This window comes from Erythrobacter sp. JB3-1 (assembly GCF_057364995.1).
The window spans coordinates 1,454,850-1,471,248 of the sequence record NZ_CP200289.1 but is presented as its reverse complement, the minus strand read 5'-3'; the positions used below and the strand labels follow the sequence as shown (position 1 = coordinate 1,471,248).

The 16,399-nt window shown below is 56.8% G+C and carries 14 protein-coding genes; 9 read left to right on the top strand and 5 right to left on the bottom strand.

All coding sequences use genetic code 11. The features are described 5' to 3' along the window. From AC0V6M_RS06985 to AC0V6M_RS06950, 8 genes are all read left to right on the top strand, one after another. On the top strand, positions 1-1,497 hold the full coding sequence (locus AC0V6M_RS06985; RefSeq protein ID WP_486138105.1) for a PepSY-associated TM helix domain-containing protein: 1,497 nt from the start codon (positions 1-3) through the stop codon (positions 1,495-1,497). A 46-nt stretch (positions 1,498-1,543) separates the two neighbouring features. Beyond that, positions 1,544-2,365: a hypothetical protein gene (locus tag AC0V6M_RS06980; protein ID WP_486138104.1), complete on the top strand. Its 822-nt coding sequence runs from the start codon at positions 1,544-1,546 to the stop codon at positions 2,363-2,365. Between the two features lie 107 nt (positions 2,366-2,472). Next, positions 2,473-4,887 (top strand): TonB-dependent receptor, encoded by a 2,415-nt coding sequence (locus AC0V6M_RS06975; protein ID WP_486138103.1) that lies wholly within the window; start codon positions 2,473-2,475, stop codon positions 4,885-4,887. Positions 4,888-5,041: 154 nt separating this feature from the next. Further along, entirely contained in the window at positions 5,042-5,584 is a 543-nt protein-coding gene (locus AC0V6M_RS06970) for a hypothetical protein (protein WP_486138102.1), read from the top strand. 56 nt (positions 5,585-5,640) lie between these two features. After that, the gene (locus AC0V6M_RS06965) at positions 5,641-7,119 is read left to right on the top strand and encodes a PepSY-associated TM helix domain-containing protein (RefSeq protein WP_486138101.1); all 1,479 of its coding nucleotides are present in this window, start codon (positions 5,641-5,643) and stop codon (positions 7,117-7,119) included. A gap of 118 nt (positions 7,120-7,237) precedes the next feature. Beyond that, positions 7,238-8,110 (top strand): helix-turn-helix transcriptional regulator, encoded by an 873-nt coding sequence (locus tag AC0V6M_RS06960; protein WP_486138100.1) that lies wholly within the window; start codon positions 7,238-7,240, stop codon positions 8,108-8,110. 85 nt (positions 8,111-8,195) lie between these two features. Next, positions 8,196-8,816, top strand: a complete 621-nt coding sequence (locus tag AC0V6M_RS06955) for a TonB-dependent receptor plug domain-containing protein (protein WP_486138099.1) — start codon at positions 8,196-8,198, stop codon at positions 8,814-8,816. Further along, positions 8,789-9,814: a TonB-dependent receptor gene (locus AC0V6M_RS06950; RefSeq protein WP_486139583.1), complete on the top strand. Its 1,026-nt coding sequence runs from the start codon at positions 8,789-8,791 to the stop codon at positions 9,812-9,814. The genes AC0V6M_RS06955 and AC0V6M_RS06950 overlap by 28 nt, the downstream gene beginning before the upstream one ends. Before the next feature lie 601 nt (positions 9,815-10,415). Here AC0V6M_RS06950 and AC0V6M_RS06945 read toward each other — a convergent pair. The 5 genes from AC0V6M_RS06945 to AC0V6M_RS06925 all read right to left on the bottom strand — a co-directional run bounded on the left by AC0V6M_RS06945 (position 10,416) and on the right by AC0V6M_RS06925 (position 15,806). Beyond that, positions 10,416-11,414 (bottom strand): HupE/UreJ family protein, encoded by a 999-nt coding sequence (locus AC0V6M_RS06945; RefSeq protein ID WP_486138098.1) that lies wholly within the window; start codon positions 11,412-11,414, stop codon positions 10,416-10,418. Then, positions 11,411-12,244, bottom strand: a complete 834-nt coding sequence (locus AC0V6M_RS06940) for a peptidyl-prolyl cis-trans isomerase (RefSeq protein ID WP_486138097.1) — start codon at positions 12,242-12,244, stop codon at positions 11,411-11,413. Before AC0V6M_RS06940 ends, AC0V6M_RS06945 begins: the two co-directional genes overlap by 4 nt. Beyond that, positions 12,241-14,184, bottom strand: a complete 1,944-nt coding sequence (locus AC0V6M_RS06935) for a DUF3604 domain-containing protein (RefSeq protein ID WP_486138096.1) — start codon at positions 14,182-14,184, stop codon at positions 12,241-12,243. Before AC0V6M_RS06935 ends, AC0V6M_RS06940 begins: the two co-directional genes overlap by 4 nt. 84 nt (positions 14,185-14,268) lie before the next feature. After that, entirely contained in the window at positions 14,269-14,718 is a 450-nt protein-coding gene (locus AC0V6M_RS06930) for a MaoC family dehydratase (protein WP_486138095.1), read from the bottom strand. Positions 14,719-14,723: 5 nt separating this feature from the next. Next, complete coding sequence (locus AC0V6M_RS06925) at positions 14,724-15,806, bottom strand: CaiB/BaiF CoA transferase family protein (RefSeq protein WP_486138094.1); 1,083 nt, start codon at positions 15,804-15,806, stop codon at positions 14,724-14,726. Positions 15,807-15,951: 145 nt separating this feature from the next. On the opposite strand from AC0V6M_RS06925, the gene AC0V6M_RS06920 reads away from it, so the two are divergent. After that, positions 15,952-16,398 (top strand): glucuronosyltransferase, encoded by a 447-nt coding sequence (locus AC0V6M_RS06920; RefSeq protein WP_486138093.1) that lies wholly within the window; start codon positions 15,952-15,954, stop codon positions 16,396-16,398. Position 16,399: the final 1 nt, after the last annotated feature.

Genomic DNA, 16,399 nt, shown 5'->3' with positions numbered 1-16,399 from the left:
ATGTCACCGTCAAACTCAAAGACCTCGGCAACCCGCGTGGCAAAGTCGCTCGAGGCGCATAGCCTGATCGCGGTCATCTTTGGCGGGCTGATTTACATCCTTGCCGTCACGGGAACCCTTTCGGTGTTCAATCATGAATTTCAGCGTTGGGAACAGCCGAACGTGCCAGAGATGGAGAGCATCTCTCCGGAAGCGGCTGAAATGGCGGCGCTGGAGGTGTTCAGAAGTGAAGAGACGCCGACGACGCACCTTTATGTGAACTTCCCGCAGGAGGATTTGCCGCGCACGGTCATCACAACGGATACGCAGGCGTTCTTCGCTGCGCCCGACGGCACGATCGCTGCGAAGGAGGCGTTTCCTTGGACGCAGTTCCTGCTCGACCTGCACTATTATTTGCACTTGCCGCAAATCCTTGGCCTCACCGTAGTGGGAGCGTTGGGCGCGATGCTCATCGCAATGTCTTTTTCGGGCTTGCTGGCTCACCCCCGCATCTTTCGTGACGCGTTTACATTCCGCAGGGGTGCGGGGCGTCTCACGACTGTTGATCTGCATAACCGTCTGAGCGTTTGGACGCTGCCGTTCCATCTCTCCAATGCCCTGACAGGTGCGATACTCGGCCTTGCCAGCATCCTCGCTTTTGCCATCGCAGCGGCGGGTTTTGACAACGATACAGACGCTGTTTTCAACCCAGTCTTTGGTAGTGAACCGGAGGAAAATTCAGCTCCTGCCGAGGTGGCAACGATTAGCGCGCCTTTAACGTATATGGCGCGTGAGTTTCCCGATCTCGATGTCACATACTTCATTCTCCACGATCCCGGTACGGCGGGGCAACACAGCTCCATTATCGCGGAACACCCTGATCGTCTCATCTTCGGTGAATATTACAATTTCACCGCAGACGGCGACTACGAAGGGAATGTTGGAATATCCGACGGAACAGTCGGTCAGCAGATTACTGGCGCGGTTTACAACGTGCATTTCGGCAATTGGGGCGGGCTGCTTGTAAAGCTGGCCTACCTGGTTTTCGGCGTTGGCCTCTGCGTGATCATCGCCAGCGGCTTGAGCATCTACTTTGCGAAACGTGCGGCGAATGGAAGAGCAGCACCGAAGCTTGCTGCGGTATGGACTGGGCTCATTTGGGGCACCCCTGCAATGCTCGCCTCGACCTTGGCGGCTGCGCTGATTGGCGTGAGCGGTGGTAGCTTGGTCGCGATGTTCTGGATCGGCCTTGTCGCGGCGCTAATTGCTTCGTGCTTTGTCGGGCGCGAAAAGACTCACAGCCTTGGTCGTGCGTTCATGCTGACAAGCTTGGTCTTAGTGCTCGCCATTTACGCTGGGCGTTACGGATTGGACGCTCTTTCCAATGCAGGCCTAAGCATCTCGCTATTGGGCGTTGTCTTAGCTGCGGGGCTGGCATGGTGGAGCCTGAAAGCGCGCAAGAACCAGCGTGACCGCCTTCAAGTGGCAGACGATGCCGAAGCACAACCGGCTGAATGACAATGTTAATCGCAACAAACGAACAACCTGCGCGGGAGTGCAACTGATGAAAACGACTTTGAAAATTTGGACCGGCCTTGGAGTTGCAACTGCATTGATGGGTTCCGGTCTGGCCGGTTGCGCTGAAGAGCCGAACGCCGGCGCAGCCACTGCTTACGGCGACGACGCGGCGCAAACGGGCGAAGCTGGCGAAGGTGAAGGCGGAGAGGGCGAAGGCGGTGTTGAAGTTAGCGCTGCTGGCAGCGACCCAGTTGTCTATGGAACGGCACTCGCCATTGTTGAAGCGCATGTCATTGCGGCGCGCGACGCTTTCGTACTTGGGAAAACCGATGCAGCGGCTGAGATGTTTGCGCATCCCGTATCCGAAGTCTTGATCGACATGGATCCAGTTTTTGAACAGCGCGGCGTGGCCGATTTCAAACCACTCTTGGTGGCCGCATCTACTGGCGCTTTAGATGGCGAGAGCGCTGCGCAAATAAACGCCCACTATGATGGCATTATTGCGGCGTTGCGCGGTGCCGCCAATAAAGCCCCAGACAATGGAGTTGATGAGGCAGATGTTTCCGCAAGGATCGTCGCGGACATGATCGACAGGGCCGTCTCTATGCATGGGGAAGCGGCCAGTTCTGAGCGATATGAGCCATATTTGGACGGCTATGGGTTCCACAAAACCGGCGTTACTGCCTTTGCTGCTTCCAAAGATGCAATCAAAGCCGCCAACGAGCCGCTCCATGAGCGGATCACAGAGGCTTTGGATTTGCTCTCGGCAGCTTACCCCAGCGCAGAGCGACCTGATGCTCTTAATGCAAATCAAGGCGAGCTATCAGCCGCAAGCTCAGGCGTTCAGTTGGCGCTCCCCGCGCAATAGCTAGGCGCTCGTTTGCAGGAAACAGTTTGACTGGAGTGAGACAGGCCACCATTGCGAATGATTATAAGAATCATTCGCAATGGTGATTCGTTTTAGGGTTACAATCTATGAAAATGAATTTCCTGCTTGCGTCGTCCGCTCTAGTCTTGGCGAGCTCACCAGCTTTAGCTCAGGACGATGCTAGCGGCGACGAAGGCGCGCAGCTAAATGATGAGATCATTGTAACCGGTCAAAAGATCGAACGCTCTCTCCAAGATACGCAAGCATCCGTCGCAGTGGTGGATCAAGAGGCCATTCAAGACGCCAATTTTCGAGACGTGTACGATGTACTTAATCAGACCGCCAACGTTGCGAGCCTGTTTGATGGCGCTGGCTTCTCAATCCGTGGATTGAGAAACACAGGCGCTGGCTCAGGCGAGTCTACCAGCGATGTTGCCTCGATCTTCGTAGATGGCGTCTTCATTCCCAGCAGCCTATTGACCAACGGGGCCTTTAGCATCTGGGATGCGCAAAGTGTTGAGGTTTTCCGTGGCCCACAATCGACCATCCAAGGGCGCAACTCATTGGCTGGCGCAGTCGTCATTCGCACCGTCGATCCGGGTGATACTTTTTCGGGCGATGCTCAAGTCGAGGTTTCCGAGTTCAACACGTTCCGCGGCTCGGGAGCAATCACAGTGCCAATTGCGCCAGGGCAAGTGTCTTTGCGGTTGGCAGGTGACTACCAACGCTCTGATGGCTTCCAAAACAACACATTCTTGGACCGCGACGATATTGACGAGTCTGAGGCAATCACAGGCCGTGCCACGCTTCTCCTCACACCGGACTTCGCGCCAGACTTAACCATTCGCGGAACATTCACCTATTCCGACAACGAAGAGGGGGAAAATCGCGTAGTCGAAGAGCTGTTTCGCCAAGACGGGCAGCGCACCTCGATCCAGAACAACATCGACCGACAAGGGGGTGAGGCTTACATCGCATCGGGTGAAATCAGCTATGATTTCAGCGACGAATGGTCGCTCACCTCTGTCACCAGTTACATCGACAGTGCAAGCTTCTTGAACTTCGATCCAGACAACTCGAACCCCGGCGTAACTGGCTTGAATGATGAGCTTCAAATCACGCTGCGCGATGATCGCATCTTCACCCAAGAATTCCGTTTGGCCTATGATGGCGATGGTATTTCCGGCCTTCTTGGCGGTTATTTTTTCGACAATGAAGGCAGCCGGGACAGCAATAACAGCACTGTAGTAGGTACAGACTTTGCCTTCCCACAAGCGCCAACGCTTGCTGGATTGCTGTTTATGACTCAGGCTCCGACGCCCGCACAGATCGCGCAAGCGACCGCTATCCGGCAGCTAATCGTTTCTGAAGTGCCAAGCTTCCCGGTTCAGCTCGTGCGGCGAAGCACTACCGATGTGCAGAACTTCGCAGTGTTTGGTGAAGTGACAATCGACATCACAGATAGACTGCACCTCACCTTGGGTGCTCGCTACGACAGAGAGGATGTTCAGCAGACGGTTTTCGATGCGACAATCGTTCCTGACCTGGCAGTAGGCAACCCGTTGATTGATCCGGTGCTGTTGGCTGCGCAGCAGCAGTTCTCAACCCAATTCACATTTGAAGCTGACAACGACTTCGAAGCCTTCCTGCCTAAGGCGGGGATTGTATATGACTTCAGCGACGATGTGTCGCTCGGCTTCACGTACCAGCGAGCATACCGGGCGGGCGCGCTTTCGTTCAACACGTTCCGTGCAGCTTTGGCCCCTGAAGGCAGCGAGCAAGCTGCCCTCGAAGAAGCAAATATCGTAAACAGCTTCGATCCTGAGTTCACGAACAATTATGAGCTCTCGTTCCGTTCAGTTTGGGGTGACGGTGCGCTTGTGCTGAATGCGAACGCCTACATCATTGACTACACCGACCAGCAAATTTTGGTTCAACTGACACCCAATCCGCTAGATACCATCACCGACAATGCGGGGCGATCGCGGCTACTCGGCTTTGAAATTGAAGCGACAATGGAGCCTACAGATGGCCTGACCTTGTTTGCCAGTCTCGGCTATTCCGAGACTGAGTTTACCGAGGCGAGCGCCGTTATCGGCGGAGACATCACCGGATTTGAGTTTGCCTATGCCCCTGATGTCACGGTCGGTCTGGGCGGCCGGTATGAGCACGATAGCGGCTTTTACACTAACTTGCAGACACGCCTGACTGATGGAAACTTTACCAGCGTTATCGATCTCAATCGATTGGCGCCGAATATCCCGGAACGTGTTCAACAGCCCACTGGCTTTAACGATGCCGCGTTCACCGTCGATCTGAATGTCGGTTGGGAGGGTGAATACTTTGGTGTTGAGGTGTTTGCTCGCAATCTCTTGGACGAAGAGTTCTTTACATTCGATCCAATCAATGACCCTGTTGATGCGGTAAACAGCCCTGGCGGTCCCTTCATCGCGAACGATGTTACGACCGCACTTGTTGGTGCGCCCCGCCAGTTCGGTGTGCGGTTGACGGGAAGGTTCTGACACGAGCAATGGAGCTACTTACCCTCACCGCGCTGCTCTATCTCGCTTCATTTGCGTTTTTTCACGTGAGCGAGAGACGAACGGTATTTGAGCGAGTGAAAAGATCGCCCGACGCTCAGCGCAATCTCACCTCGTGTGTGGAACGGCTTATTCCATGCTGATTGTTGGCGGAGTTGCTGCTCAACTGGCGGGGATTTGGGCGCTCAAGCTCGGTCAGAAACGTGGCCTGCTGGCGCTCACAATCGCCGCTTTGGCGCTTATGCTGGCATCTGCTTGGATCATGACCTTGGCGCTCGGCACTGAACTTGGGGTGACTTGTGCGCTCACGGTCGTGTCCGTTGTTGCCTATCTTTTTATTCTGCACCCATTCTTTCGCGCAAAGGCGATTGGTCATGACCGTGTCCCGCGTCAGGGCAGACGGATGCCAACGCCGCCAAGCAATTCCAAAACGCGCCTCGCGGTTAAGCTACTTTCTGCCGGGCCACTCTATCTGATCGCTGCGCTAGGGCTTAGCCTTCTTGTTGCCACCAAGCCTTGGACGACCGAACTCACCCGGCTCTTTATCGGCGGACTGTCCTCGCCGCTCTTTTGGTCGATTGGCGCATTGCACGCCACAGTCGATCCAAAACTCTGGCGCGTCGTAGCGGTTCCAATCGCGCTTTCGCTCGTTTCCTTTGGGATATTCTACCTGTCATGAATGCAGAGCAGCCAATCACCGCAGAAGCCTCGAAGCAGAGTTCATTCGTTCGCCGAATGATTGACTCGCATTCCGTACTCGGACTGGGCCTTGCAGCGCTGATCTACATTGTCAGCGTGACAGGCGCTTTCACGCTATTCGTTCCAGAGATTTCGCTCTGGGAAAATCGCGGCGTCGTTACATCACAATCCGTCACGCCTGAGGTCGCGGCGAGAGCGGCAGAGAATGCAGAGGCTCGGCTGGAGCAAGGCAATGAGATACTCAACGTAATTCTGTACGCGCCAGACGAGTTTAAGCCCTATACCACAGTTAGGCTTAACCAAAGGCCAGACCGTGAAAGTCCCTTGCAAACGACGGAATGGATCGTCGAACCCAGTTCGGGTGAATTGCTCGATCAGATCGATGCGCCCTATGCGCATTTCATCGAAGACCTGCACACCGTGTTGCACTTGCCCAACCCGTGGGGGCGTTACCTCGTCGGCCTGGTTGGCGTTGTCATGTTCACGCTCATACTGTCTGGCATCTTTGCTCATCCAACGATCTTCAAAGATGCCTTCAAACTCAGGCTGGACCGCAATGCGCGACTCGCATGGACTGACATTCACAACAGATTGAGTGTTTGGGGTCTGCCGTATCACTTGGTTTTGACCTTCACCGGAGCTTTTCTGGGAGTCGCTGGGATCACCGTGTCAGCGCTGGCATTCGTAGCGTTCGAAGGCGATACCGAGAAGGCTATCAGCGCCATCAACGGCCCGCAGCCAATCCTGGAAGCGCCCGCTATGGAAAGGTCGCCAGACTATGCGGCTATGCTCCGCAATTCCGATCAAGAGGGGCGGACATTCGCGCTCATGGTTGCGAGCAATCCTAAAGACAGTGGCAACACCACTTCCGTGATTTATGGCGAAGAAGGGATTCTATCGCCCCGCTCTTCTGACATCTATCGCAATGATGGTGAATTTTTGGAGAAGTTCGGCGGCAAAGGTTCGGAGGTTGGAGCGCGGATATTCGGAGCAGTACAACCTTTGCATTACGGCACTTTTGGCGGTTACCCGATCAAGTTCTTCTACTTCGTTTTGGCGCTGGGCCTCACCTACATCACCAGCAGCGGCATGATGATTTGGTTCAAACGCAAGATGCAACAAGGCCAGCCAAAGCCTAAATCAGAGGCCGCATGGCGCGGCATGACAACCGGGCTGACTCTGGCTTTGGCAGTCGGAGCTGTTATGGGCACAAGCGGCCTTAGTCTGCCTATTGCTCCAATTGGCTTGGGTGTCTGGGCCGCTGGTTTAGCTGCGATCTACCTCGCGAAGACCCCGATTAGGGTTGTCCGGATTGGTTGGTTCTTAAGCGCTGCGCTGCTCCTAGTCGCAACGGCAACTAACATCGCCTTGCAGGGGCCAATAGGAGCAATCTCAATAGTGACTAACACTCTGCTTGCAGCGACCGCTGTTGGATTGGCGATCTGTGCGATGCGGCTCAACCCTCCGAGTGCCAATTGGCGTGAGCTAGAGGCCACTGCTGAGGCAGTTGTCTAAGTATCCATTTTCCGCTCCCGCGCCAGACGCGCTCCTTACACCTTCCACAATGTCCAGCGAGTTTGCTGCGAGCAAAAACTGCGGCTATGATATTTAGTATCATGATCGGTGAAGGCAGATGATCGACGAGTTCGACGACTTTTCTCAGGCAGCACAAATAGCAAGCGAAGAAGTTCCGTTTGGTGGGGGTGCCATTTGGAATTCCGATCGGGAGTTTGGTCCGTCTGGTCGCTACGAGGCGACTATACCCTCTGGGTTACATATCAGCGTTGGCAATGCCCAGATATGCACGCACTCGGAAAAATATGGCGGCTTTCGATCTGCAGGTACCACTCTCAGCTTTGTGAGAATCGAAGAACAAGAAGGTGTGTTTGACACAGAGCTTGAGGCAGGAAGCGTAAAGTCATTTGGCTACTATCTTCCCGCACAAGCGCTTGAAACTGCAACGTCGGTCTTGCGGTCAATCAACGACGCCGCGCTCAACCAACCATTGATGCTCTTAAACGGCGAAGCGGCATTTGCTGCAGAGCGATTGCTGTCTCCGTTAGGCGAAGAATTTCAGGGCGATGTCCGCACCATGCTTCTACAAGCACGGGCAATGGAACTGATTGCCTTGGTAGGTAATGCGGTCGAACGGGGTGTGGAACAATCCATTTGGAATTGCGCCTCCAATTCAGCTTCTACTGTGCGCGACTACATTGAGGCACATCTAGGTGCGCGGCTCGAGCTGAGTGTTTTGGCTGACCACTGTCAAGTTAGCCAGCGAACTATGACACACGCATTCCGAGCCGCTTACGGTGAGAGTATAATGGAGTATGTCACTCGTCGGCGGATGGAACGGGGGGCGCAGATGCTGTGTGAAGGCGCTTCAACGGCAGTGACAGCCTACACAGTAGGGTATACGCCCAACGCTTTCTCCACAGCCTTCAAGAAACACTTTGGAATGTCGCCAAGCCAAAGCGCCCGGGGCATAATTGCTGGATCGCGGTGACATTTGCCGGTTGGCGTAGCCTTCTAAGATTGTACCGCTGATCCCACACTGCCATTTTGCGATCAATTCGCAATAAGGGGTGGTGATGCAAAAGCTTAGGAAATACAAATTTGCGGTCGGTGGTTCTGTTGCCGTCACGGCCTGCCTGCTCGCGAGCCCGGCGGTTGCGCAAGAGACAGACGAGTTGCTCGAAACACCGGAGCAATCTCAAGGCGAGAGTATTGTCGTCACCGGTCAAAAGCGAGAGACAACGGTTCAAGACAGCGATGTGGCTGTCACGGTCCTTGATGCGAAAACTATACGCGAAACGCGCCTTCGTGATGTCCGGCGCATCGATGACCTCGTCCCTAACGTTCAATTCAATGAAAGTGGTCAGCTTAGTTCGGTCTTCGTTTCCATTCGAGGGGTCGAATCGAACCCATTCATCGTGAATCGCGCAGCAATTTATATCGATGGCATACCATTCCGCGAATTGAGCAATGCAGTGCTCAACCAGATCGAGTCCATAGAAGTTTTGCGCGGTCCGCAGTCCACGCTGTATGGCGCAAACAGCGAGGCTGGCCTCATCTTGATCAACACAAGGCAACCGACAAACTCGTTAGAGGGAGAGGTGCGCGGCACGCTCACCACGTTCAACGGTGACCTTGGGTACGGCGTCGATGGGTTTGTTGGTGGCGCATTGAGCGATACCCTCAAAGTGGTCTAAATGACTTCCAATTCTCTCCCACACAATTCTCCATCGGAGAAGACTTTGCGGTGTTTGGCTCCGCCACGCTTGGTCTGTGGGAAAATCTGAGCGCGACAGCCGGCCTACGCTATGATTATGCAAGACGCAGCACCAGTCAATCTGAAGGTGTGCTTGACCTTGGCTTCACGCAATTGCTGTTTCAAGACATCGAGCTCGAAGACACCTTTGACGCGTTCCTCCCTCGCTTCGCCCTGAGCTACAAGCCGAGCGATCAGGTGCATATCTACGCCAGCGCCGCTCGCGGATATATCCCAGGCGGCTTTAACTTAAGTGCGGCTCAGGCAGATGTTGCCGATGAAGTCATTCGGTTCGATAAAGAAAGCGTTTGGAGCTATGAAATCGGCTTCAAGGCGTCGAGCCCGGACCGTAAGGCCTATTTCAACGCAGCAGCATTCTACATTCGCTCGAACAATTGGCAGGAGGTGCAGGTCCTCTTTAACGATCAAGGGCAGGTCATTTCCTCCGCCTTTATCGCCTCCACCGCATCAATCGAAAGCGCTGGTTTTGAGATTGAGGCTGGGTATGAGCCCATTGACGGTCTAAAACTGACCGGCAGCTTGGGATATGCTGATGCAACCTATCGCGACTTTCAGATTAGCGAGACAGAAAACCTGCGAGGTAACCCGGTCAAACTCGTCCCTGAATTCGATGCCAACTTGGCTATTCGCTACGAGATACTTTCGGGGCTTTTTGGCCGGATTGAGCTCAACGCCATTGGCAGAACTTCGCTCGACGAGCGCGAAAGAGTCGTTCGCGGCGCGGTCGGAGTAGTTAACCTGCAGGCGGGTTATGAGGGGGAGCGCTTCTCAGTACGTGCCTTTGCCGACAATGTGACAAACCGCAGGATCGCAACCGGACTGGCTTTTGAGAATTTCGGTTTCGGTTCCGATGGAAATTTCTACGCGCCACTCGACGCGCCAAGGATCGTCGGAGTCGAGACAGAAATTCGATTCTAGTGCGTCTGTTTGCTCAAGGAGCGCCAACACCCAACTACCCGAGTATGCGACCACATATATCGCATAGGTGGGGACGTATTGAACAATGTCTGTTTCCACCCCCAATGATGATCATTTTATAGCTGATACGAGACACCTCAAAGCCGACGCTCGAGTAAAGTTGGTTAGCCTCGGTACTAAACATCCCATGTCAGCCTGAATCTGGTTTAAAGCCCATCCCCCGCGCGGCCAGCTAGGCTTGGAGCTAAAGATGGATGCCGAGTTGAATTCAGCATGACGCGTGTTTCATCGTTTGCGTCACTCCAGTGCGGGCTGGGGTCTAGGGCCATGCAGTGCAGCACTTGCCCGCGCGAGAGCCCAGCCCTTGGGCAGGTTCAGGAGAATCCCTTTCGCTGGGATGGCGCTGCGCGGGAGCATGAGGGCGCGTGGATTTTCCTACTTGGCGCGCGCTCGCTAGGACTGCGGCATGCTTTTGCTTCGCGCCCTCCAGCCCCGCATTAATCGAGTAAATCGATCAACAGCCACGTCTGTGATCGATTGGTTTTTTGGTCATGACTGTGTTCCAGCCGTTCCAAGCGTGCCTCACATGCGATGGATAGAGCTAGGTCAGAAGCCGCTCAAACAGCCAGAAGCTGGCGATGGTGCCGATAGCGTAGGTGATGAGCTTCAGAGCGATCGGCCATGCCTGAGGCGCCAAGCTCAGGACCATCCAGCGCAGGCACAGCACGGCGGCGATGACCAGCAATTGCCCCGCCTCCACGCCGATGTTGAAGGCCAGCAATGCGGCGGGGATCTCGCCCGATGGCAGGCCGATCTCCGACAGCGCGCCGGCAAAGCCAAACCCATGCAGCAGGCCGAAACCCAGCGCGACCAGCCACGGCGCGCGCTGCGTCCAGCTCATCGGGCGATCCGGCTGGCCGCGACCGTGCAGCTCAACCGCCAGAAACAGGATGGACAGCGCGATCAGCGCCTCGACGGGTCGCTGAGGCAATCCGGCATAGCCCAATGTGGTCGCGACCAGTGTGACCGAATGCGCTATCGTGAAGGCTGTGGCGGCTTTGACGACCGACCAGCCGCCATGCACCAGCAGCACCAGCGCGATGACGAACAGCAGATGGTCCCAGCCGAGCAGGATGTGCTCAACCCCGATGACAAAGTAGCTGCGCGCGACGCCCCAAGTGGTGGGCGCGGCGGCGATGAGGACGCTTGGCATGTCCGAGGTCAGCCGAGAGGTCTGAGACGCTTGCCCAATCGGAACCACCCGCAGCAGCGCATCCGAACCGCTGGGCAGTGCGGCAAAGCCAATCCGCTGATCCGCGAGCGCGCCCTCGCATTGCAACCGGGCATGGCCAAGCTGCGCGAGCGGGGCGGCGCGAAGAACGGGGCCCTCGATGAAGGTGCAGCTCTCCGGGATCACCAGCGCAGGAACGGGACCGGCGGCCTGATCCGCGGATGGGATGGGCAGATTCCAATCGAGCAGCCACTCGCCTGGCTCTTGCTCGGACAGCTCGACAACGGCGGGGCGGATCTCATCGGCGGACGCAGGCACTGCAAGCAGCACCGCGCAGCACGCGAGCAGCCATCCCAGCCATGACCTCACTCGGCAATCTCAACCGTGTAGGCGCTGCGCAGCAAGTCATAGGCCGCGTCCTTGCGGGCCGCGATCGTCTCGCTGCGCCAATCGTTGAGGACTTGGCCGCGGACCTCGGCAAAGTCGGGCGCAGCAACGCTGGTCTTGGCTCGCAATCGGACCACGTGCCAGCCGAAGCCAGAGCGCAGGGGGCCTTGCCAGCCTTCTGCGGGTTCAAGCTGTGCGAGCTCCGCCAAGAACAGCTCGCCAAAGCGGGTATCGACTTCGCGGGCGGGCATGGCCTGCGTGGATGCGGGCAGGCTGATGGTCTCGCCGATGGCGCTCCAGTCACCGCCCGAGGTGAGACTGGCGAGCGAAGACCTAGCCGCGCTTTCGCTCTCAAAATAGAGCTGATCAAAGCTGTAGCTCACTGCGCCAGCATAGCGCTCCGCACTGGCCTCATACCAAGCGCGCAAGGTCTCATCGGAAGGGGTAGCCGCCTCAGCCCGCGCGCTGGCGGCAAGGTCCATCTTGCTAGCCAGCCTGCGCCTGATAACGGCATCACCCTGATCAAAGCCAAGGCGCAGTGCCTCTCGATACAGCACTTCGTCGCGGACAAAACGCTCGATTTGCTGATCAAGCTCCGCATCCGTCGGCGCCCGGCCCAATATCCGCTCAAACCTCAGGGACAGGTCAGCCTGAACCGCGCGGTTGATGTCTATCGTGCGGCTGGCAGGGTCAACCTCTTCGCCCCGCCACGCGAAGAGGGCAAAGACGAGCGCGCCCGCGGCCAGGAAATGGACCAGCGGTTCGCGCGTCCAGTTGGGCCAGGCTCTGGCCGCCTCCCCAGGCTCGCTCACTCTTCCTCCATGATGGCAGGGGCCGTCGCGACCACCGCCGGCCGCAGCCATATTGGGGAGGTGTACGCACGCTCTTGCGCCACAACGTCGGCCATCGCGCCCTCTGATAGAGTGATCCCAAAACGCACCGCATCGAACAGCGACCAGCGCGGCGTTGGGATCTCGATGACGCGGACATAGTAGAATGCGCGCTGACCCTCGGAGTAGTCTGGATCGTTCCAGACCGTGCGCAGCTCGGCTGCACCGATGTCATTGGTGTAGGTCGCCGTCTCGCGGTCAACCGTATCGCCAACGGAGGGCACCTTGCCGCCTGCTAGCGCGCGGCTCTCCATGTCGCTCCACACGGCGTCGTAGACCTGCTCCTGAGCCTCGCCCGAGGCATCGATCCACCCCTTCACCACCTGAACCCGGTCGAGGTTTGCGCCGTCAGGGTCTTTGAGCGCGGAGATCATGAAGCTTGGCGCGCTTCCCTTGTCGGCCAATTCACCGCCCATTGGCACGCCGCGCGTATAGCCTGCCCTGACCCAATCGCCGTCCCAATCCGCATCAGTAAAGTCGAACCCGCCAAAGATACGCACGGACATGCGAGGGCCAGTGGTGGCGTAGACCTCTCGCCGGGCAAACGCGTCGAAAATCTCAGCCCTCGTGTTGCCGCGCGCCCATGCCGCTGCATAGCCGCCGGCAAGATAGTGCCAACCGAACCGTCCTTCGCGCGTGCCGAGGTTTTGTGCAGCGGTCGCACGATCTTCCACGCTTGGTTCATTGCCGGTGTGCTTGCCGAAGAAATTGTCCTCATCACCCGTAGCGAGCGAGGTGTGGCTATCGGTCGAACCGATCATGCCAAAGGCATAAGGGTTCACGCCAAGCTGCTCTTCAAGCGACAACCCTCGCTTCAGCGCTTCTCGGACATAATTGCCGCTCAGCATCTCAGGCTCAGTCTTGGCGGTGAGCGGCAAATTGCCAAGCTCCCAACCTTTCACGCCGTAGCCGGCCATCTCATCATTGGGCGACAGCAGCGGATGAGACTCGCTATCGCCTTTGATTTGCGTCACCTCGACCACAGGCTCTGCCGCTGCACGTTTGGCCGCATATTCGGCCGTCATTGCACTGCCATCAGGCATGGTCATCTCAAACATCATCCCATTGGACAGGTTCGAGTTGTGCGGAATGGCGAGCGCTTTGCCGCCCGTCTTCTCCGCATAGGCGCTCATATAATCCCACAATTGTTCCGCTGTGTTGCTTAGGCCCGGAAACGGAAGAACTTGGCTGGTCCGGTCGCTGCCATCGCGAAACATCACCACCCGGTGCAAATTGTTGCCATCAGGCATGAGCGTCCATTCAAACCCGGCCAGCGCCGTAAAGCTGCCCGGCTTATTGTAACGATCGAGGATCTCCAGCTGGGTGTTCCAAATGTCGGTGGTGTTTTCTATTTGCCTCTCGGGATCGCTCATCGCCTCGGGCAAAGTGCCATTAGCCGCCGCCGTAATCAGCTCGCCGATTGCACGCTGAGATTGCTCAGGGCTTTCATGCATCATGTCGTACCAGCGCAGCATGGTCTCATCGCCCATCGTCTGCACGCCGATCCGAGGGGCATCGTAGAGCCGCCGGGTCGCGCCTAAGCCATCGGAGTGGTCGGCAATGACCAGGAAATCGAGCGGGCGAGCGAGCTTGGCAGGCACACCGGTGGTCGCCGTTACCTCTTCGCCGCTGGCAAAGCGCAGCGCATCTTCCGGGCCGAGGCGGACGCCGAAGCCAAACGCATCGACCGAATTGTCCGTATGGAGGTGAGTGTCGCCCCAATAGGGCCGGTCGGGAAATTCCGCGAGTTCGATGGTGCCGACGCCATCCCCGCTTTGCGCCTCATCTACGCCGCTTAACGCGTCGCATCCGGCCAGCAAAATGCTCGCAATGCCGGCCAAAGCGGCCGCTTTCCACGTCATCTGCATGGCGTCCCTCCCATTCCTCTTTTTATGGCTAGGAATGTGGGCCGAGGACACGCACTTCGTCAAGCCAAAGGGAAATGGTCAGCCCGATTTTTGCAGCAAGGCAGAACGCTCACAGCGGCACACGACCTCATCGCGTTGGTTCGTCAATTCATGGATGAACGTCACAACACCCGCCTCTGGGCGCGACTTACTAGGGCGCAGTTCTTTGACTTCACTCGCCGCGCGCAAGGTGTCGCCGATGAACACTGGCTTGGGCGTCACGACCTTATCAAAGCCCAAGTTTGCCACAAGCGTACCTAACGTTGTGTCGCCAACTGAGAGCCCAACCAAAAGCGAGAACGTGAAGGTTGAATTGACGAGAATCTGCCCGAAACCACTCTCTTTCGCGGCCTCCACATCAAGATGAAGCGGCTGAGGATTGTGCGTCATGGTCGAAAACAACAGGTTGTCCGTCTCGGTCACAGTGCGCCGGATATCGTGTTCGATCCGCTCGCCCACTTGCCATTGGTCAAAGTACTTTCCAGCCATTGGCTTCAGTCTTCCTTCTTCCAGCTTGCGGCGACATCTGCGCCGTCCATAGCGCTGTCGCGGATGACGCCCGGAGTGCGGCTAAACCGAGGAGCAGGCGCGGTGTGCCACTTGCCGCCATGCTCGACATAGGCACCGCGTGCCTTCAAATGCGGGTGCTCGCGGGCTTGCTCGACCGGAAGGACCGGCGCAAAGCAAGCATCGCTACCCTCGAGTAAATCGCACCATTCGGCCTGTGTCTTGGTCTTGAACATGGCCGCCAATTGCTCGGCATAATCGTCCCAATTGCTTGGGTTCATCTGACCTTCGGCAAGTCCGCTTGGAGCGTCCGCTTTGGCCAGAAACTCGGCGTAAAACTGCGGTTCAATCGCACCAACGGACACTTCCAAACCGTCAGCGCATTCAAAACAGCGATAGAAATGCGCCGCTCCGCCAAGCATCCCTTTGCCTTTCTCGGTTGAGAGGAAGGGCCGCGAGCCAGCACCGAAGAAAAAGCTCATTAGGCTGGTGGCTCCATCGACAATCGCCGCATCGACAACTTGCCCTTTGCCGGACCGCTCGCGTTCATAGAGAGCTGCAAGAATTCCAAATGCGCAGTACATTGATCCGCCGCCAAAATCACCGACAAGGTTCTGCGGGGGTATCGCGGGCTCTCCGGCCCGGCCAACCGCGGCGAGAGCGCCAGTTATCGCGATATAATTGATGTCATGCCCAGCCGCCTTTGCGAGCGGACCTTCCTGACCCCACCCGGTCATCCGGGCATAGATCAAGCGCTTATTCGCGCTCAGGACTTCGTCTGGCCCCAGGCCTAAGCGCTCCATGACACCGGGGCGAAACCCTTCGATCAAAACGTCTGCTTTGACCAAAGTCTCTAGGCAAAATGCGCGGCCCTCATCGCTCTTCACATCGACCGCAACGCGATTGCGTGCTCGCTCGACTACCGGATTGCTGATCTGCGTGCCATGACGCTCAATCCGAACAACCTCAGCGCCCATATCGGCGAGCAGCATTGCAACGTGCGGCCCTGGACCAATGCCTGTAAACTCGACCACTTTGAGACCAGTTAACGGCCCATTTGATTGCGTCATACAATTCCTCTCCTTCTAGCGGGCGACATTGGCCTGCCCGGCTTCGGCTGGCAAGATATCGAGGCGGTGATTGATTGACTTTGTGCGCACAAGTCACACAATTGTTTGGTCAGTGACTTTTGCCAGATGAGGGGCCAGTTATGATATGAAAAAGGTTCTGGCAGTCGCTTCGGGCGGAGGGCATTGGGAGCAGTTGATGATACTGCGATCCTCAATGGATACGCACGAGGTCTGCTATGCCACAACCCACAAAGATATGGCGAGCGCGCATGGCATTGAGCGCGCTGCCGAACTGCCTGATTGCAATCAGCGCACGCCCATTCGCGCGCTGTTGTGCCTGATTGTGGCAATCCGTCTCGTGCTGAAAGAAAGGCCGAGCATAGTGATCTCGACTGGGGCCGCACCAGGGTTTTTCTGCATTCTTGCTGGACGGTTGATCGGCGCCAAAACGCTATGGATCGATAGCGTTGCTAATGCCGAACAGCTCTCAATGTGCGGCGAGCTGTCCAAATATGTTGCCCATGACTGCCTTACGCAGTGGAGCCATTTGGCTAGCGACACCAAACCGCTCTTTCGTGGAGCGGTCCTGTGAT